This is a genomic window from Runella sp. SP2 (assembly GCF_003711225.1).
Taxonomy (GTDB): Bacteria; Bacteroidota; Bacteroidia; order Cytophagales; family Spirosomataceae; genus Runella.
On record NZ_CP031030.1, the window covers coordinates 2,611,323 to 2,631,025 of the forward strand.

General features: G+C 43.9%; 17 protein-coding genes. 10 read left to right on the forward strand and 7 right to left on the reverse strand.

Annotated features, from left to right (window positions below; genetic code table 11):
• Positions 1–54 precede the first annotated feature (54 nt).
• From DTQ70_RS11040 to DTQ70_RS11060, 5 genes are all read left to right on the forward strand, one after another.
• Positions 55–336, forward strand: a complete 282-nt coding sequence (locus tag DTQ70_RS11040; protein WP_122930852.1) for a 2TM domain-containing protein — start codon at positions 55–57, stop codon at positions 334–336.
• Positions 337–366: 30 nt separating this feature from the next.
• Positions 367–1,416: a YihY/virulence factor BrkB family protein gene (locus tag DTQ70_RS11045; protein WP_229600114.1), complete on the forward strand. Its 1,050-nt coding sequence runs from the start codon at positions 367–369 to the stop codon at positions 1,414–1,416.
• Positions 1,417–1,789: 373 nt separating this feature from the next.
• Positions 1,790–2,794, forward strand: coding sequence for a glycosyltransferase (locus DTQ70_RS11050; protein WP_122930853.1), 1,005 nt, complete (start codon positions 1,790–1,792; stop codon positions 2,792–2,794).
• Positions 2,795–2,895: 101 nt separating this feature from the next.
• Complete coding sequence (locus DTQ70_RS11055) at positions 2,896–3,513, forward strand: L-threonylcarbamoyladenylate synthase (RefSeq protein WP_122930854.1); 618 nt, start codon at positions 2,896–2,898, stop codon at positions 3,511–3,513.
• 1 nt (position 3,514) lies between these two features.
• Complete coding sequence (locus tag DTQ70_RS11060; protein WP_122930855.1) at positions 3,515–4,846, forward strand: DUF58 domain-containing protein; 1,332 nt, start codon at positions 3,515–3,517, stop codon at positions 4,844–4,846.
• Between the two features lie 4 nt (positions 4,847–4,850).
• Here the strand turns inward: DTQ70_RS11060 and DTQ70_RS11065 are convergent, their stop codons facing one another.
• The 4 genes from DTQ70_RS11065 to DTQ70_RS11080 form a co-directional block, all read right to left on the reverse strand.
• Positions 4,851–6,722 (reverse strand): gamma-glutamyltransferase family protein, encoded by a 1,872-nt coding sequence (locus DTQ70_RS11065; protein ID WP_122930856.1) that lies wholly within the window; start codon positions 6,720–6,722, stop codon positions 4,851–4,853.
• Positions 6,723–6,758: 36 nt separating this feature from the next.
• Positions 6,759–7,445 (reverse strand): polysaccharide deacetylase family protein, encoded by a 687-nt coding sequence (locus DTQ70_RS11070; RefSeq protein ID WP_122930857.1) that lies wholly within the window; start codon positions 7,443–7,445, stop codon positions 6,759–6,761.
• Between the two features lie 109 nt (positions 7,446–7,554).
• Positions 7,555–8,706: a glycosyltransferase gene (locus DTQ70_RS11075; protein WP_229600115.1), complete on the reverse strand. Its 1,152-nt coding sequence runs from the start codon at positions 8,704–8,706 to the stop codon at positions 7,555–7,557.
• 3 nt (positions 8,707–8,709) lie between these two features.
• On the reverse strand, positions 8,710–9,171 hold the full coding sequence (locus DTQ70_RS11080) for an Lrp/AsnC family transcriptional regulator (protein WP_122930858.1): 462 nt from the start codon (positions 9,169–9,171) through the stop codon (positions 8,710–8,712).
• A gap of 283 nt (positions 9,172–9,454) precedes the next feature.
• Between DTQ70_RS11080 and DTQ70_RS11085 the strand changes: the two genes are divergently transcribed.
• The 3 genes from DTQ70_RS11085 to metH all read left to right on the forward strand — a co-directional run bounded on the left by DTQ70_RS11085 (position 9,455) and on the right by metH (position 13,892).
• Positions 9,455–9,676, forward strand: a complete 222-nt coding sequence (locus tag DTQ70_RS11085) for a hypothetical protein (protein WP_122930859.1) — start codon at positions 9,455–9,457, stop codon at positions 9,674–9,676.
• Positions 9,676–9,918: a type II toxin-antitoxin system VapC family toxin gene (locus tag DTQ70_RS11090; protein WP_229600116.1), complete on the forward strand. Its 243-nt coding sequence runs from the start codon at positions 9,676–9,678 to the stop codon at positions 9,916–9,918. The genes DTQ70_RS11085 and DTQ70_RS11090 overlap by 1 nt, the downstream gene beginning before the upstream one ends.
• A gap of 125 nt (positions 9,919–10,043) precedes the next feature.
• On the forward strand, positions 10,044–13,892 hold the full coding sequence (gene metH, locus DTQ70_RS11095) for a methionine synthase (RefSeq protein ID WP_122930860.1): 3,849 nt from the start codon (positions 10,044–10,046) through the stop codon (positions 13,890–13,892).
• Positions 13,893–13,938: 46 nt separating this feature from the next.
• Here the strand turns inward: metH and DTQ70_RS11100 are convergent, their stop codons facing one another.
• On the reverse strand, positions 13,939–15,117 hold the full coding sequence (locus DTQ70_RS11100; protein WP_164489970.1) for a lysyl oxidase family protein: 1,179 nt from the start codon (positions 15,115–15,117) through the stop codon (positions 13,939–13,941).
• Between the two features lie 231 nt (positions 15,118–15,348).
• Here DTQ70_RS11100 and dtd point away from each other — a divergent pair, with 231 nt between their 5' ends.
• Entirely contained in the window at positions 15,349–15,801 is a 453-nt protein-coding gene (gene dtd / locus DTQ70_RS11105) for a D-aminoacyl-tRNA deacylase (protein ID WP_122930862.1), read from the forward strand.
• A gap of 105 nt (positions 15,802–15,906) precedes the next feature.
• Entirely contained in the window at positions 15,907–17,682 is a 1,776-nt protein-coding gene (locus tag DTQ70_RS11110) for a gliding motility-associated C-terminal domain-containing protein (RefSeq protein WP_164489971.1), read from the forward strand.
• Between the two features lie 34 nt (positions 17,683–17,716).
• On the opposite strand, the gene DTQ70_RS11115 is transcribed toward DTQ70_RS11110, so the two are convergent.
• Both DTQ70_RS11115 and DTQ70_RS11120 read right to left on the reverse strand, forming a co-directional pair.
• Complete coding sequence (locus DTQ70_RS11115) at positions 17,717–18,865, reverse strand: TIGR03364 family FAD-dependent oxidoreductase (RefSeq protein WP_122930864.1); 1,149 nt, start codon at positions 18,863–18,865, stop codon at positions 17,717–17,719.
• Positions 18,865–19,602 carry an HAD family hydrolase gene (locus DTQ70_RS11120; protein WP_122930865.1) on the reverse strand — a complete coding sequence of 246 codons (738 nt, stop codon included), beginning with the start codon at positions 19,600–19,602 and terminating at the stop codon, positions 18,865–18,867. Before DTQ70_RS11120 ends, DTQ70_RS11115 begins: the two co-directional genes overlap by 1 nt.
• Positions 19,603–19,703: the final 101 nt, after the last annotated feature.

Here is a 19,703-nt window from a genome sequence, read left to right on the forward strand (position 1 = left end):
TTTGTATCATCAAAAGCAAACTACAATTGTCACCTTTAAACCTAATTAACAATCATGGAAACTGAAAAAGACCCCATTCTCTGGAAAATGGCCCACCAACGGGCAGGATTTAAAAGCCACTTATTCACCTACCTCGTCGTCATCGCTGGTTTATGGGTACTTTGGGGAACAGGAATTATATTTCGTAGCGGCTCAAAATACCCTTGGCCCATTTGGCCAACTTTTGGCTGGGGAATTGGGCTTTTGTCCCATTTTGCAGGGATATATATTTTTAAAGAAAATCAATTAGTTGAGCGCGAATATCAAAAACTCCTTAAAAATCAATCGCGTCTCTAATCTTTAAACCCAACGGCTTACCAAGCTTTTTTGATTAAAAACTTGGTAAGCCGTTGGCACAAAGCATGGGTAAATGGACTAAGTTTAGTAATTTCGTTTTTTCAAAACGATTCGCGTCGCTGCTCCATGCTCCAACACTGGTCTAAATCAAAGTATCATCAATTACGAAAATTCCACCATTTTCTTCATCGTAAACGGTTCTTTTCCCTTTCAGTATCCCTTGCTGACATCGTTACGATTCTGGTTGAAAAGATTCTTTTGTACAACATCGACCAACGAGCTACGGCGGTTGCTTATAATTTTACGCTGGCGGTTTTTCCCGCCACGCTTTTTCTATTTACCCTCATTCCGTACATACCTATTGAAAATATGGAGGTACAAATCATGGGATTTATGCGCGATGCCATGCCAGAGCCCCTCTATGAATTTGCCGCCACCACAATTTATGACATCATCAGCCGAAAACAAGGAGGTATTTTGTCGTTTGGTTTTATTTTAGCGCTTATCACCGCCACCAATGGCATGGGCGCCCTCATGACCGCCTTTAACACCGCCGACCAAGCTTCTGAAAATCGAGGCTATTTTAAAACCAAAGGCATTGCAATCATGCTGACGATTATGCTGTCTTTTGTGCTTTTTTTGGCGGTTTTAATCATTATTGTCGGTGGTTTTTTGGTCGATTGGCTTCACGACACCATTTTTCTCCGCGACAGCTTTACCGTTTTTTTATTAGACGTGGTGCGTTATGGTGTCATGTTTGCAACTTTTACGTTGGCAGTGGCTATTATCTACCGTTTTGCCCCAAAAATCAACCACGGCTGGCGATTTTTTAACCTCGGCGCAATTATCTCATCTTTCTTACTCATTGCATCCACCTACGGGTTTTCCTTTTATTTATCCCATTTTGGCAGTTACAATAAGCTCTATGGCTCCATCGGAACCATCATTGCGCTGATGATTTGGTTTTACCTCGTTGCTTTGCTATTGATTTTTGGTTTTGAATTAAATTTGAGCATTTGGCGCGCCAAATACGAAACATCCACGCCCCCCTCGAAGCCTAAGAAGGATACAAAAAAATAAATGCCGTACGCAGCGCGTGTCGGCATTTATGCACTACCCTAACCCATAAATATTGAAAGATGTTTTTCTACATCTTGATAAATACACAGAGAAAATCATGCCAAAGTATTTCTTTATGTTGAATAAAATTTCTGCATTTTAAGCTTAAAAGCACCCAATCCCCTGTTTTTCAGAACATTTATCCTGCTTAATATTTTTTCAAAAAAAATTATCAGACATTTTTCATGGTATTATTTATGTCGAATAGACATACATACCGTGACCGTTTACTAAAAAGTAAGTATATCCTGAATAGAATTTGTAAATATTAGATTACTTTTACTAATCAAAATTAATGCCCTTTTACGCAAAGAAATAGTCTCAACGCCTCCTTATGAATCCAGAAGTGTCTGTCATCTGTACTTGCTACAACCACGCACCGTTTATTTACGAGTGCTTGCAATCCGTAGCCAATCAAACGTATGACAATATTCAATTAATTGTGATTGATAATGCCAGTACGGATAATTCAAGACGAGTAATTTTACAATTTATTGATCAGTACCCTAGCACCATTTTTATCCGAAATGCCAACAATATTGGGTTGTGCAAAGCCTTCAATCAAGGACTGGGTGAAGCTAGAGGGAAGTACGTTATCGACTTGGCAGCTGATGACGTCATGCCTCCTCAACGCATAGCACAGCAGGTCAAAGCGTTTGAAGAACTTCCCAAAGACTATGCTGTTGTATTTTCAAATGCTTCATACATAGATACTTCAGGAAAGCTTATTGGATACCATTATGCCTTAGGTAACGATGGGAAAGCCCAAGGAGTCGTTCCAACGGGAAATGTTTATAAAGAGATACTGCGGCGCTATTTCATTTGTACTCCTTCTATCATGATGCGAAAATCCGTATTGATGAAACTCGGTGGGTACGACGAAACGCTGAGTTATGAAGATTTTGATTTTTTTGTTCGCTCGGCCCACGATTATAAATACCATTACATTGATGAAGTGTTAATGAGCAAGCGCGTTCTCGATGGGTCGATGGCTTCGCAGTTTTATCTGGTTGGAAACGACATGTTAAAATCCAGTTGGGCAGTTTGCAACAAAGCCTACGATCTCAGCCGTTCTCAAGAAGAATATGACTTATTAGCCGAAAGAATACGCCAATTCATCAAAAAGTGCTTCGTAGCAGAAGATGCCCAGCAAGCCACCGAATTTCGTAAGCTTCTCAATTACATCGAAGATCCAGGCTGGGAAACCGAATTGCTCGTTTTTTTATGCCGCCTCCGTCTCCCGGTCAATTGGCTTTATCAATTTTACGCCAAGTGGCAAAGCAACCGAAAACGATCATTGATGCAGCAAGGCGTTCCGTTTGTACGGCTCGACTCTTAACGTTCTCTGAATGACTTTCGTTATTTGTGTTCTCCAAATAAAATGATACGTTTGTAAAACAAAGCTTTTTCATTTATTTCGGAAACCAACTGACTTGTCGAATGCCTGCTGAGTTCCTTAAAATACACCCGCAAAATCCCGAACCACGCAAAATTCAGCAAGTAATTCGCTGTCTTCAAGATGGTGGTTTGGTAATTTATCCTACCGATACGGTATATGCCTTAGGTTGCGACATTCACAATGCCCGCGCCGTCGAGCGAATTGCACGCATCAAAGGCATCAAGCCCCAAAAAAATGATTTTTCCTTCATCTGCCACGACCTAAGTCACATTGCTGATTATGCCAAAGTGAGCAATTCGGCCTTTAAAGTCATGAAACGTATTCTCCCTGGCCCATTTACCTTTATCCTCTCGGCTGGTAGTCGCGTTCCCAAAGTATTGGCAAACCGCAAAACAGTGGGGATTCGGATACCCAACCACCCCATACCGCTTCAAATTGTTCACGAATTGGGTAATCCCATCATCACTACGTCCATCAAAGACGACGATGATTTTATGGAATACCCTACCGACCCCGAAATCATGTTTGAACGTTTTCAGCACCAAGTTGATATTGTCATTGACGGTGGCTTTGGGGGACTTATCGCTTCAACTATCATTGATGCCACCACCGACGACTTTGAGGTCATTCGCGAAGGAGCAGGCGAATTTTCTTACTAACATGAAAGCCATCAAAAATCTGTATTTTTCCCCGCTTTTCTGGACACTACTGCTTGTTTTGGTAGCGGCGTTTTTGGCCTCTTACCTTTTTATCGGGCTATTTGGTTTGGTAAAATTAGCGGCAGCGGTGGCTTTGGTTGTGACCCTTGCGGACGCTTTCCTGCTATTTCGTGTCGAAAATGGAATTTTTGCCCGTCGAGATGTCGCTGATCGGCTTTCCAATGGCGACCCCAATCCCATCACTCTTCACCTTGAGAACCGTTATCCGTTCCGCACAAATCTAGACATCATCGACGAAATTCCTTTCCAATTTCAACGACGAGATGTTTTGTTTCAAACGAGTTTGGCGCCCAACGAAACCCAGCAACTTCGGTATGAACTCCGTCCCACCAAACGCGGTGAATATAGTTTCGGAGCCGTCAATGTTTTTGTTAAAAGTCCGCTTGGTTTATTAAAACGGCGTTACCAATTCTCGCAAGATAAAATGGTGGCCGTGTATCCTTCTTATTTACAAATGCGGCAATACGAACTTTTGGCCATCTCCAACCGACTCACCGACATTGGCATCAAACGTCAACGGCGGTTGGGACATAGTATGGAGTTTGAACAAATTCGCCCCTACGTTCAGGGTGATGACATCAGAACGGTCAACTGGAAAGCCACCGCCCGTCGCAATGAGCTGATGGTGAATGCTTTTCAAGACGAACGCTCGCAAGCAGTGTATTGCCTGATTGACAAAGGAAGGGTAATGAAATCGCCGTTTGAGGGTTTAACACTGTTAGATTACGCCATCAACGCGTCGCTTGTATTGAGCAACATTGCATTATTGAAGCAAGACAAAGCAGGAATTTTTACCTTTTCGGAAGTAATTGGACAAGTGCTACCCGCCGACCGCCGAACGGGGCAAATGCAAAAGATTTTGGAAGTATTGTACAAACAAAAAACGCGGTATCTGGAAAGCGACTACGAAACGCTTTATAGCCACGTTAAAAACCAAATTCGCCAACGTAGTTTGCTTCTATTATTCACCAATTTTGAAACTGTCAATGCCCTACATCGTCAGTTGCCTTATCTACGACAATTAGCAAAGAACCACCTGCTTATAGTGGTATTCTTTGAAAATACCGAAACGGCTCAATTGCTAAAAACACCCGCCGAAACGACTGAAACGATTTATTTGAAGACCATTGCCGAGCGGTTTTATTACGAAAAACGCCGTATCGTCAAGGAACTTGAACAATACGGCATTCAGTCGATTTTGACGGCACCGCAGGACTTAAATGCGAATACCGTCAACAAATATTTAGAATTAAAATCACGCGGGATGGTCTGATTTGTTACCAGCCAATTCCGTAATCTTCACCGTGGTTGCTTGAGCCTCCCCAAAAACTCCCGTGTTCCCAATCAAAATAAATGGCGTTGATTGGGCCACTGGTGCGTTCTTGGTAGTTGATTTTATACCCCATTCTACCAAGGTCTTTTCGTGTCCAAGCGGGCATGGCTTCATTGAGGGTTAGCCCACCGTTGATGCGTTCGTGGTTACCAAAAGTCGAGTACATCTGAAACGTTTTAAAACTTGGCGCTTCGCACGATTCCTGAACCGTCATCCCAAATTCCACCATGTTAAGGAAAAACTGGAGCAATAACTGATCCTGTTCGTCGCCTGCTTGTTTGGCAAATGACAAGAATGGCTTGCCATTTTTTAGGGCAAGACTAGGTGTGAGCGTAACGCGAGGGCGTTTTCCTGGCTCTACCACGTTGAAAGGATTCTCTTTTGGGTCAAGTACAAACGACTGCATCCGTTGGCTCATTCCGATGCCCGTATTTCCTGCGATACACGCAGGTACCCATCCTCCACTTGGCGTCATCGAGACTACCCAACCTTCAGCATCTGCGGCCTCTACCGAGGTCGTTCCTGCCGTGAAACTTTCTTGGAATTTTTCATCCAATGTTGCATTATTTTTAGGAGCCGTTAAGCTCGCACTTCCCCAATTTTTGAGCAAATCTAAGTAAGGATTTGCTTTGCCCTCAAACGGATAAGGGTCGCCTGGGCCAATTTTGGGGTCGTTCATGTTGGGGTTTATCAACTTGCTACGCTCTTTAGCATATTCCTTTGAAAGTAGCCCTTTCATGGGTTCTTCGGGGCTAAAAGCAGGGTCTCCGTAGTAGAAATCGCGGTCGGCAAACGCCAAATTCATGGCTTGATACAACGTATGCACGTAGCGAGTAGAGTTGTAACCCATGCTTTTTAGGTCGAAGTTTTCCAAAATGTTCAACGTTTGGAGCATGGCGGGGCCTTGCGTCCACTGTTGGAGTTTATATACTTCAATTCCTTTGTAAGTAGTCATCATTGGCTCTTCGATTTTGACCTTCCAATTGGCCAAATCTTGTTCCGTAATCAGGCCACCTTGTTCTTGGCAGCCCCGAGCAATTTCTTTGGCAATTTCTCCACGATAAAAAAGATCATTAGCGGCATAAATCGCCTCTTTTCGAGATTTTCCTTTTGCCAACGCTTGCTGTTCGGCATTTACCAATTTTTTGAGCGTTTCGAGCAAATCTTTTTGCACAAAAATCTCTCCTGCATCGGGCGCTTCGCGTTTAGCTCCCAAATGCGGTAGAAATACCTTTTTGGAATACGGCCACTGTTTGATAAGGTCTTTTTTCCCTTCGATTGAATTAGCCGTTTGGGCTTCAATGGGATAACCTTCGGCCAATTGCATGGCAGGAGCAAGCACTTCTTTGAGCGACATGGTTCCGTATTCGGCCAAAATCGTCATCAATCCTCCTGGTGTTCCAGGCGTTACGGCGGCCAACGGCCCATATTCAGGAGGATACTTCATACCCTTGTTTTTGAAGAAATCGGCAGTGGCTCCCGTTGGTGCTACTCCCAAGGCATTGATGGCAATGACTTTTTTGGTTTTGGGATTGTAAATAAGGGCTTGCGTTTCACCGCCCCAACTGAGCACATCCCACATGGTGCAGGTAGCGGCCAACATACCACAAGCTGCGTCCACGGCATTTCCTCCTTTGGTAAAAATCATCGCTCCAGCGGTAGCAGCCAAAGGTTTACCCGTAATGGCCATCCAATGTTTACCGTGCAAGGGTGGTTTTTGGGTAACAACAGGCAGGTTATTAAACGACTGAGCGTGGGTTTGTGCCCAAATCGACAACAGTAAAAAAGTAAAAGGTAAAAGTTTTGTCCACTTCATCGGTTTTCGGTTAGGTTTGGTGATGATTTACTAAATTTAATGTACCAAATACGGCGAGCTTGTGGCATCGCCAAGGTTCATAGAAGGCGGAATATGCTGCGGTAAGGCTTCAAAACGATACCCAAGACTGGAAAAATGCTCTAGCATTCTAGGAAGTACGTAACTCATATTACGCCACGCTTTTAGGCTATCGTGCAACACCACAATCGAGCCTGCTTTGGTATATTTCAACGTTTTTTCAAGGCAACGCTCAGGGCTAAGGTATTTTTCAAAATCGCCCGTTAGTACATCCCACATCACTACATGATAATCATTGAGGAGAGGCCGCGCTTGGCTCAATTTAATCCGCCCGTAAGGCGGGCGAAAAAGGGACGTATCTACTGGTAAAATTTCACTACACTGCCTTACGTTTTCGAGGTAGGTTTCATCATCAGTATGCCATCCTTTCAAATGGTTAAATGTATGATTTCCAATACTATGACCTTTGGCAATAAGTTGAGCAAACACCTCAGGGTGCTTTCTGACGTTGTCTCCGATGCAGAAAAAAGTTGCCTTTGCCAAGTAGCTATCCAATTGTTCCATCACCCACTCAGTCACGTCAGGGATTGGCCCATCGTCGAACGTCAAATAAATCACAGGTTCTTCCGTCGGAATTTCCCAAACGAAAGGGGAATAAAATGATTTCAGGATTCGGGGCGACTTATGGACAAACAATGGAATCATAGCTGTTGATGATGTTAGTAAGACCCGTTAACATTGTAAAACTTTGGTTAAATTCTGCGGCTTTAATTCTGCGAAAATCTGCGGGTAAAATCACTATTGCGGAGGCAATTTAACGCAAATTTCGCCCTTTCCAAATATAGCCTTTTCGTTGAGCTGCCAGCCCGAAAAACAGAACGTATATTGGATAAAAAAGTTGTACTATGGGAATGTACCAAACCCAGCTTTTTCTCCCCAAAAATCTGATAATCAAACGTAAAAACAAAAATTCAGGCACATATTTTAACAATAGAATTGTACAAAACTCAAAAGACACTACATTTTCGCAGAATGGTGCTATTAACAAAATCAACGTTATCAAATTGACTAAAAACACCCAAACCGCAACCAGCATCGTGGCAAGGCGTTTATTGACTGCCCATTTGCTGGCCCAACGGATGCGTTGGTGGTAGAAACCTTGCCAAGAATCTTGCGCCTGGGTTGAGACAATGGCCGCTTTGTTTTTCAAAAAATAAAGCTTTTCCGCACCAAAATGTTTTGCAATTTTTTGAAGTAAAAACTCATCATCGCCCGAGGCAATTTGCTCCACCCCTTCAAAACCTCCTACTGCTTCAAAGGCGGCTCGTTCATACGCCAAATTTGCGCCGTTGCACATGGTTGGATGCCCCGCTTCGAGCAAACAAGCCCCCGTACCAATGAGGCTGGCAAATTCGATGGTTTGCGCAATCTCGCCCCCACTTTTAATAACACTTTTAGGCATTGTACTCAGAAAAGTCACAGGGCCACTTATTAATTTTGCTCCTGTTTCAAGGTACGTTTGTGCGAACATTTCCAACCACCTCTCTCCTACCCTACAGTCGCCGTCGGTGGTGATAATCAATTGTCCACTAGCTCGCTTGAGTGCTTCCGTTATGGCCCTTTTTTTAGGCGAACTTACGGGAGCATTGACCAATGACACAAGCTGCAAATTCAACAATTTTTTTTGAATAAATTCATTCACAATCTCCGCAGTTTTGTCGGTGGAGGCATCATCCATTACCCACACTTCAAAATGCTGACGAGCTAACGTTTGACGCTCTAAATCATCTAATAATACGCCAATGTGAGCGGCTTCGTTGCGCACTGGAATAATGACCGAAATTTTAAAATCAGGAGGTACGTCCAAGTGATTCAAAGGCCGCTTGGGAATACGTAACCATTGCCAACACAACCAAAAACAAGCCACAGCATAGCCCCCAATCACCCCGCCAAACACGTACACCATAGCTTATACTTTCAGGGCGGTTTCGTGTTTGATTTCGCTCATCACAAAGATGCTGTGAGTGTTGCCAATGCTGTCTAAAGCCCCCAGCTTTTCCATCAAAAAGCGCTGATATTCAGGCATATCGTTAACCACTACTTTGAGCATAAAATCATATTCTCCCGAAATGTTATAACACTCCATCACTTCTTCAAAAGTCATCACGGCCGACACAAACTTTTCGCCGTTGGCGCGACTGTGTTCTTTGAGAGAAACGTTACAGAAAGCAATGAGGTTACGACCTATTTTCTCGCGATTGACGAGCGCCACGTACTTTTTGATAATTCCTTCTTTTTCCAATTTCCTTACACGCTCATACACAGGCGTGTAGGAAAGATTGAGTTGCGCGGCCAATTCTTTGGTCGTTAAGAGCGCATTTTGTTGCAGATAACGCAAAAGACCACGGTCGGTTGTGTCTAGTTTGAGCATTGTTGTATTTTACACTGAAATTGAGGTTAGACATTTTATCTATTTATTGCAGATTGATTTCTGCTAATGCGGGTATTTTATAGGTATTACAGCCTCAAAAGTATAAAATAAATCTATTTTTAAAGATTAATTGACAATAATCGTCTAATTACACGAGAATTCTTTCTGAATTACGTTAATTTTGTACAATCCTAAGATGTCTATTTTTCCGAGCGTACGCCTCCTTCTAGGTGAACGTGCCAAGCGGAAAGTATGTTTTTGAGTAAATAAATCTCCTTCAATTATGGAAGAATTAATCTTGAAATACAAGCTCTTAGATACATTCGGTCAACAAGAGCTAATGGATTTTTTAGAGTTTTTAGTACAGAAAAAACAAAAAAAAATGTCTGTAGATGCCTCTACTTACAAACAACAATTATTACAGGTTTCGACTTGGTCTGAGGATGATTTGGCAGAATTACAGGCCTATCCAAATAAATTTAACTTTAAAGGTTCTGAATGGTAATGCTTGACACCTCTATCTTTATTGAGTACTTACGTGCTTCAAACAAAACACGTACAGCATTGTATAAATTAGCGGACACTCCTTTATCACTGTCATCTGTGACCTATTATGAACTTTTAATGGGTGCTACCAATGAACTAAAAAAACGAGATGTCTATCTACTAACTCAACAGCTAACTATTTTGCCTTTCAACGATGCAGTAGCCGAAAAAGCCTCGGAAATTTTTCATGCTCTTAAATAAGAGAATAAGTTAATTGAATTTAGAGATATTTTTATTGCAGCCACTGCAATCACTCACAAAACACCTCTTAAAACACTTAATGTGAAGCATTTTAAGAGAATTAAAGAATTGATACTAGTATAAAAATGCAACAACCACCTATCCAAGAAATACTCAAATCGCGAATCCTTGTGCTTGATGGCGCGATGGGTTCGATGATTCAGCGTTATAAATTGACGGATGCTGACTACCGTGGCGAACGTTTCAAAGATTTCCCGCATGAGGTCAAAGGCAACAACGATTTGCTTTCGTTGACTCGCCCCGACGTAATCAGCGAAATCCACGAGGCTTACCTCGAAGCAGGTGCCGACATCATCGAAACCAATACCTTCAGTGGAACGACCATCGCCATGGCCGACTACCACATGGAAGACTTGGTGTATGAGCTTAATTACGAATCGGCACGTTTGGCACGGGAGGCTTGTGATAAATACACCGCCATGAACCCCGATAAACCTCGTTTTGTGGCAGGTTCTATTGGCCCCACCAACCGTACGGCCTCGCTCTCGCCCGACGTCAATGACCCAGGGTATCGCGCTGTTACGTTCGATGAGCTAGTGGATGCCTACTACGAACAAGTTCAAGCCCTTGCCGACGGTGGTTCTGACATTTTTTTGGTAGAAACCATCTTTGATACACTCAATGCCAAAGCAGCACTGTATGCCATTGATTTGTTTATAAACCAAAAGCCCCCCGCCCCCCAATGGGGGGATAATCGTTATGATAGGAATAAGTTTCCAATCATAGATGGTTTAGTTTGGGAATATATTCACTCCCCCGTTGGGGGGCGGGGGGCCGCTCCTATCATGGTGTCAGGTACGATTACGGATGCTTCGGGAAGAACTTTATCGGGCCAAACGACGGAAGCTTTTTTGACGTCGGTTTCACACATGCCTTTACTTTCGATTGGCCTCAACTGTGCGTTGGGAGCCGATTTGATGCGCCCATACGTGCAAACATTGGCCAACCAAGCACCCTTTTTCACTTCGGCACACCCCAATGCGGGACTGCCCAATGAAATGGGTGAATATGACCAATCACCCGCTGAAATGGCCGACATCGTTGAGGGCTTTTTGAAAGATAATTTTATCAATATCATTGGTGGATGCTGCGGAACAACACCACCGCACATCAAGGCCATTGCCGAAGTGGCCGCCAAATACGAGCCTCGTGATTTGCCCGAAAACGACCATATTCAGAAACTTTCGGGACTTGAGCCGCTCAAAATCACGAAAGAAACCAATTTCGTAAACATCGGCGAGCGTTGTAACGTAACAGGTTCTAAGAAATTTGCCCGTTTGGTTCGTGAAAGCAAATACGACGAGGCCATCTCCGTGGCCCGCGAGCAGGTAGAAACGGGAGCCCAAGTTCTTGACATCAACATGGACGAAGGGATGATTGATGGCGTGCAAGCCATGACCAAATTCTGCAACTTGCTCATGGCCGAACCCGACATTGCCCGCGTTCCTTTCATGGTGGATTCGTCCAAATGGGAGGTAATTGAGGCAGGTTTGAAATGTTTGCAAGGCAAAGCTATTGTAAACTCTATTTCGTTGAAAGAAGGCGAAGAGAAGTTTATCGAACAAGCCGAAAAAGTAAAACGCTACGGGGCGTCAGTAGTTGTAATGGCCTTTGACGAAGTGGGCCAAGCCGATAACTACGAGCGCCGTATCGAAATCTGTGAACGTGCTTATTGGATTTTGGTCAATAAAGTGGGTTTCCCTCCACAAGACATTATTTTCGACCCGAACATCCTTACGGTGGGTACGGGTATCGAAGAACACAATAACTACGCCGTTGATTTTATCAACGCAACTCGCTGGATTAAAGAACATTTACCGTACGCCAAAGTAAGCGGTGGGGTTTCCAACGTGTCGTTTTCGTTCCGTGGTAATGAGCCAGTACGTGAAGCGATTCACACTGTTTTCTTGTACCATGCTATCAAAGCTGGTATGGACATGGGGATTGTAAACGCGGGTCAGTTGGGGGTATATGACGACCTCCCTAAAGACATGCTGGAGCACTGCGAAGACCTCATTCTTAACCGTCGTCCTGACGCAACGGAACGGATGTTGGCTTTTGCCGAAACGGTAAAATCGAAAGGAAAAGAAATAGTTGTTGACAATGCTTGGCGCGACCAACCCGTTTCTAAACGTCTGGAACACGCTCTTATCAAGGGACTTACTGAATACATAGACACCGACGTGGAAGAGGCGCGTCAGCAATCGAGTCGTCCGTTAGATGTAATTGAAGGGCCTTTGATGGACGGCATGAACGTTGTAGGAGACTTATTTGGAGAAGGAAAAATGTTCTTGCCGCAAGTGGTAAAATCGGCGCGGGTAATGAAAAAAGCCGTAGCGTATTTGACCCCTTACATCGAAGCTGAAAAAGCAGGTGGTGCGGCGGCGGCTGGAAAAATTTTGATGGCCACGGTAAAAGGCGACGTCCATGACATTGGAAAAAATATTGTGGGAGTCGTGCTGGGATGTAACAACTACGAAATCATCGACCTTGGGGTGATGGTTCCGACCGATAAGATTTTAGCAGCAGCGAGAGAACATAACGTTGACATTATCGGCCTTTCGGGCTTGATTACGCCTTCTTTAGACGAAATGGTGGGTGTTGCCAAAGAAATGGAGCGCCAAGGCTTTACTATGCCGTTGTTGATTGGAGGTGCTACTACCTCTCGGATTCACACGGCGGTAAAAATTGACCCGCACTATTCAGGGCCTGTTATACACGTCTTGGATGCGAGTCGCGCGGTACCAGTAGCGGGAAAGTTGACCCAAAACGAACAAACGTACGCCGATACCTTGGCCGACATCAAAAAAGAATACGCCAAACTTCGCGAAGACCACGCAAAACGCCAACAGGCCAAAGAGGCTTTGTCGATTGCGGCTGCAAGAGCTAATAAAACTAAGATTGATTGGGCAGGATTTGAGCCAGTGAAACCAAAATTCCTGGGCAATAAGTATTTCTACGATTATCCGTTGGAAGAAATTGCAAAGTACATCGACTGGACGCCATTCTTCCAAACGTGGCAATTGCACGGAAAATATCCAAAGATATTTGATGATGCTACCGTCGGAGTTGAAGCCAAAAAACTGTACGAGGACGCCAATGCCATGTTGGCCAACATCATCAAAAATAAATCCCTCAAAGCCAATGCCGTCATTGGTTTTTATCCTGCCAATTCGGTGGAAGACGACATCGTTTTGCACGAATTTGAAGAGGTTGAAGTAGGTTTTGCAGGTCAAGGACAGATAAAACGGAATGAATACCGGGTGGTAACTGCCGAAAATGGTCTAGCAACTGAGCAACTTACAACACTTCATAATTTACGTCAACAAAATCAAAAGGCCGCCAATTTGCCCAACCTCTGTCTGAGTGATTTTATAGCCCCCGCCAGTGTAAATAAAACGGACTACATCGGAGCTTTTGCCGTAACGACTGGTATTGGAATTGAGACCTTGTTGGAAAAATACAAAGCCGACCACGACGACTATAACAGCATTATGCTCAAGGCCGTCGCCGACCGTTTGGCCGAAGCCTTTACCGAATTGATGCACGAACGCGTTCGGAAAGAATTTTGGGGTTATGCTTCAGACGAATCTTTCAGCAATGAAGAATTGATTGCCGAAAAATACCAAGGGATTCGGCCAGCACCAGGGTATCCTGCCTGTCCCGACCATACCGAGAAGCGCACCATGTTTGATTTATTGGATGCCGAAGCGCAAGTAGGTATTCACTTAACCGAAAGTTTTGCCATGTACCCTGCGAGTTCGGTCAGTGGTTGGTACTTTGCGCATCCCGACAGTAAATACTTTGCCCTCGGAAAGATCGCCAAAGACCAAGTGGAGGATTATGCCATTCGCAAAGAAATGCCGCTCGATGTCGTTGAAAAATGGCTAGCGCCCGTATTGAATTACGATTAGTCGGTGAGTCGGGGTGTAAGCACCCCGACTTATTTTGTTTATTCGTTTATTTTCGTTCTTGTCGCTGAATATTGTATTTCATTCGAAAAATATTGTTGGATCGATTACTTTCAACGTAAAGATGATTGGGGTCAATTTCAATCTCTAGCCAATATTCCCCCGAAGGCAAATTTCTGGGTAAATCAATAAATTGCCCCTCATACAACATCCCGTAGGTATCAAATCCACCCACGCCGATACCTTGTTTATCAAAATTACAGGCTTCGTACCGCCCCAATCCAAAATTGGGCATTGTTTCACCATAATTTTTTCCCCCAATAAAGCACAAGCCATCTTTGTTATAGCAGCTTCCTGTGGTATATAAGCAATAGCTCACTTTTTTGCCTTTGGCGACAATCTCCCGTTGTTGGTTTTGGATTTTCACCAATCGAAATTCCACCCAATCATCCACGTGGTAGTGGTTATGACCTGGGGTATCGTCCATATACATCGTACCCGCTTCTCTATCGCGACTCACTAACTCCGTTCCTTTTTTTGAAAAAATACGTTGCTTGATTTTCATACGGCTCATTTTTCCATCGGCACAGGCTTGGGACGAATCCACCCGCTGGTTTCCGCAATACCACTCCTTCGTGCCTATAATTTCTAAGGGGCCGTAACCGATATTGGCAATGGAGGCTGCAAACCGCAATTGCCCTGGATAAGTTTTATGGTTCCATGAGTATTCTTGTATTTGGTTGTACGTAAATGAAGGGACAATCACTAAATCAGGCAATAATTCACAATTTGTCGTTCCATCAGGGCAGTCACATCTGCCTATATTCTCTAAAGAGCACTGTTTGGCTTTTATAAAATAAGCAGGCGACTTGCTAAAAATAAGTTGTACACTATCCAACACCCCCGCTATACCCGACTTTAAATCTTCTACTACTACCTTCCACGTTCCGTTCGGATTTTGTCCATTATTTATAAACTCTAAACGTCCATCTGGCACAAAATTACCTCGAAAGGGAGCTTTGGCTGCACTGATTTGCCCGTTTTTCCCAAATTGAGAAAAACGAGTGTTGAGGTAATGTTTCCCCGTCTCCTTTCCATTTCGGTTGGTTAACCACACGCTTGTTCCATCGGGGGCTTCCAATGTTACTTTGATATCACTTACCCGCTCGTGATGCAAGGTAAGCAACACAGCCTCCAGTCCAAAAGTACTATCTAAAGCAATAGGCAACTTTTGAATAACTGTTGTAAATTTTTGTGTAGAATAATACCCCTGATACTCATTGATTACTCCCCCATACACTGTAAAAACTTGTGCGAAAGGCCTCCCGTATATCCCCCAAAAGCACAAAATCAGCCAAACGATTCGAGCACTCATTCGTCTTTTTTTTCTTTTACAAATTCCCCCGAAAGTTAGAGCTCTTTTTGTAGTTTTGCCCAAAAAGTATCCTAAAAACAAATTATGATTGCAGTCATTCAGCGCGTTACCGAAGCCTCCGTCACCATCGAAGGACAAGTAAAAGGTCAAATCGGTTTAGGTTTCATGATTTTGTTGGGAATCACCCATGCCGATACCCAAGAGGACATTGATTGGTTGTCAAAAAAAATCGTGGGAATGCGCATTTTTGGAGACGAGGAAGGTAAAATGAACCTTGACATCAAAACCGTTGGTGGCAACATACTACTTATCAGCCAATTCACCCTTCACGCCAGTACAAAAAAAGGCAACCGCCCGTCGTTCATCGACGCAGCCCGACCAGAGGTGGCCGTTCCGTTGTACGAAAAAATGATTGAGCAGCTATCACAAGAACTTGGTCAACCCATACAAACAGGCGAATTTGGTGCAGATATGAAAGTCGCGCTCCTCAACGACGGCCCTGTCACCATCCTGATTGACTCCAAAAATCGGGTATAATCTTGCAAATAAGTATATTTACGTCTTTGCTGTATTTTGAGATAAGCAATACTTTTTATCCAAATGCGAGGTCGGTCGGCTTTAATATGTTTAACGTTGTTGTGCATGGCATTGGAGCTACTCCATGCCCATGAACCCGCTCGCGTTGCTGATTGCTCTACCCCTCCCACCCTTTTTGTATCAAAAGTAAAGCGCCCTTCGGTTGCTAGTTCTACGACGGTTTGTCAAGACAGTTTGGTTCAACTTAACGCTCGAAACTACCCACCTGGCAGTACATTTACGTGGCAAAAAGGTGGCGTTGATGTACCCAACGCTGCTGATTCTGTTTTGGTAATTCGTGGCAACCAATCAGGCACTTACCATTGTATTGTTCGTTCTCCGCTTTGCCCCCTTCCCATTGTTTCCACCCCTTTAGTCATAACGACCAATGCCAAACCGCTGGTCAGCATTTCAGCAGGCAACCCGATTGGCGTACCTTGCAAGGAAGGAACGATAAAATTAACCAGTAATTCAAGCGGAAACGGCTTTTTAAAATATCAGTGGTATTTTGAAAATCAGCCCATTCCTAGTGCGACTAGCAACGTTTTTGATGCCATTGAGACGGGTGTTTATACCCTGAAAGTCGTTGATGGTTTCGACTGCGCTAACGTGTCTGGGGCATTGACGGCCATCACCTACACACCTCCCAAGGCCAGTTTGAGTACATCCCGCGCTGGGTTTTGTAAGGGTGAAAAAGTAACCCTTAAAGCTACCCAAGGACGCACCTACCTGTACCGTTGGCTACGCGACGGCCAAGAAATTGATGGCATCAAAGATTCCATTTCGGTCACGCAAACTGGTACATACACCGTCAAACTCACCTCTCCTAACGGATGCACCACGGAATCGAACCAAATTTCGGTGGTACAATACGACGACCCTGTCGTGTCAATTACCTCTCCAGGAAATCAAATTTGTCCTGGAGGCACCCTTGTACTCACAGCCCAGGGAAAAGATTTAAAAGCCTTTGATTGGAAAAAAGAAGGGCAAAGCATCCAAAACGCAACCAAAAACACATTTATTGTGACCGAAGCTGGTAACTACACCGTAATGGTCAGAGATACCAATCGCTGTTTCTCTACTTCAAAACCCATTGATATTAAATTAGTTACCAAAATAGAAACCACCCTAGCTCCCATACCTGGTTTTTGTGGAACAACCTCCGCTCCATTTCGTCTAACGGGCACCCCAACGGGAGGAAGTTTTTCTGGAAAAGGGGTAATAGGAGATATATTTGACCCTCAATTGGCGGGTTTAGGACAACATACCGTTAGTTACACCGTCAAAGGAAGTGTAGAATGTATGAATGGAGAAAGCAGCCAAGATGTGATAGTTTCCCCTCCCCCTCAACTCGAATTAGGCCCCGACCAAACCCTCCTCAAAGGCAATTCTATTACTGTCGATGCTAATTTGGGGATTGGTTATACCTACGAATGGACGCCGACGAAGGGCGTTAGCGACGCCGTCCATCCCGCTCCTACCCTTAACCCCGAGCAATCAACAACCTACCGAGTAAAAGCCACAGGACCATCGAAGTGTATTGCCGAAGATAGCATCTACATCGATGTTTTTACGCAACTCTACATTCCTGACGTTTTTAGTCCCAACCAAGACGGGGTGAACGATACGTGGGAAATCAAAGGTTTAGAAGATTACCCAGAGGCTGAGGTAGCCATTTTTAACCGTTGGGGAGAACCCATTTTTTACAACAAAGGGCTATATCAAGCTCCTTTTGACGGAACAAGGAATGGCATACCCTTGCCCGCTAGCATATATACCTACTTAATCACAACCAAACCTAAGGGGCTGACCTACCGCGGATATTTGCACCTTGGGCGGTGATATTTCCACCACACAATTTTTTGACAAAAAATGATTAGGCAAACATCTTTTTGATATTCTCCTCCGAATACCCACCCGTTGAAGTCATTCCTTTTCCACCAATTCCTGTAATGATTTGGATATGTTCATCAATTTGGCGTTCGTAGATTTCCTCGGTGGTTTGGCTGTAAAAACCTGCCCACGTTGTACGAATTTTGTCCACCTCAAAAGTAACAATTCGCTCAGCTTCACTGATAATCAATCCATTAATATAATCGGTGGTATGAAAACCCAAATCATCTACGTGTTGCGCATCTGCGTACTCGTGCGAGTCGCCTATCACCACCGAACCATCTTCGGCTTGTTTAAACAACACGTGAATCCCCCATTTTTTGAGATCAGAATAATGCTCAGGCGTAACCATTGACGCATACGAAGGCATTTGTTGAAATGATTCATAACGGCGGATGGTCAAACCAGTTAGGATATTTCCTTTCATTGATAAATTAGGGAAAGGTATCGTCTGCATCATTTGTAATTTGCTAACAATCAAACCGCTGTTGGCAAACAATTCGGGATATAACATTCTAAATTCGTGCCCGTTGCAAATCAATACTTTTTCTGCTTCAAATACCTGGCGGTTGGCCAATTGTACCTTGGCCTTTCCGTTGACGCTCTGACAATCAACCACCGTCGCATTGTTAAGAAATGTAATACCAATTTGTTCCTTACAATACCCCAACAATCGCTGCATCAAAACGGGTGAATCAACGCTCAGCTCTTGCGGAAAAAAGAGGGCTCCTACGACGTAGCTAGGTCGCAAGTATGGATACATTTCGAGGCACTTTTGACGGCTCAATAATTCGCAGGTGTAGCCTATTCTTTGGTAATAATCATACAGTTCATTGGCCAACTGCCATTCGTCGTCGTCAGACGCCACATAGACAGAGCCATTGTTACGAACGGTCAAATCTACCTTCGATTGCAACGTTTGGTATAATTCTAAGCTGCGTTGCCCATAATTAAACCACCGTCCCGACAGTCCCGAAGGCACCACTTGCCCAAAGTTTCGAACGGTGGCACCAACGGGAAAATTATCTTTTTCAAGCAATAAGACCGACTTGTTTTGAAGAGCTGCGTGATAGGCATGAAACGTACCCATGATGCCACTTCCCACCACAATAAGGTCAAAATGTTTTTGCATTAGTTCTGTACTTTAATTTCTTCTAAAATCTGAATAATTTCATCAATCGAACCCAACAACGCATCGTGTGGGTGACCAATCAATTGTTCGGTGGTATGAGTTCCGTTGGTAACGCCAAGGTTAAGATACACACCTGCTGCTTTGCCCGAGCCTAAGTCTGAAGGGGTATCGCCTGCGTTGATAACACGCTTCACATCCGTAACCCCCAAAAGGCGCATGGCTTTATAAATCATGTCGGGGGCAGGACGTCCCTGCGGCACTTCATCGCTCGAAATAGACGCTTGAATAATGGTCGATTCGTTTCCAACACGCTGTGCATCAAGCCCTTCTAACCAGCCCAGTTTTCCCAAAATAATGTCGGTTACTTCCCGATAAAAACCCGTTGTAAGGGCTACTTTAATACCATTCTTTTTAAGGTAACTAAACAACTCCAAACAGCCAACTGTAGGATAAACAGGCTGTGTGCGATAATGTTTTTCCAAAACCTCTTTAAAAACCGCATACGATTCGTCCACCCTACTCTCAACATCGGGGTGATTTTCGCCCAGTTGTTTTCTCCAAAATAACTGAAAAACAAAACGTTTAGCAAGCCCCTGAACAGCTAATATTTCCTCGTCAGTTGCTTCAATTCCAGTTTGTCGTGCGGCTTTGGCAAAACAGGCTTCTACTTCGTGCTGGTCGGTTACGGTTGTCCCAGCCATGTCCAAAATGACTAATTCAATCTGATGTACACTCATTCGATTACGTGGTAGCTTAATTGAAATAACAAAGGTATAATATTACTATACAAAGTTAACAATTGACTTTGTTATTGTTTAGTTAAATTTAACAAAAAACC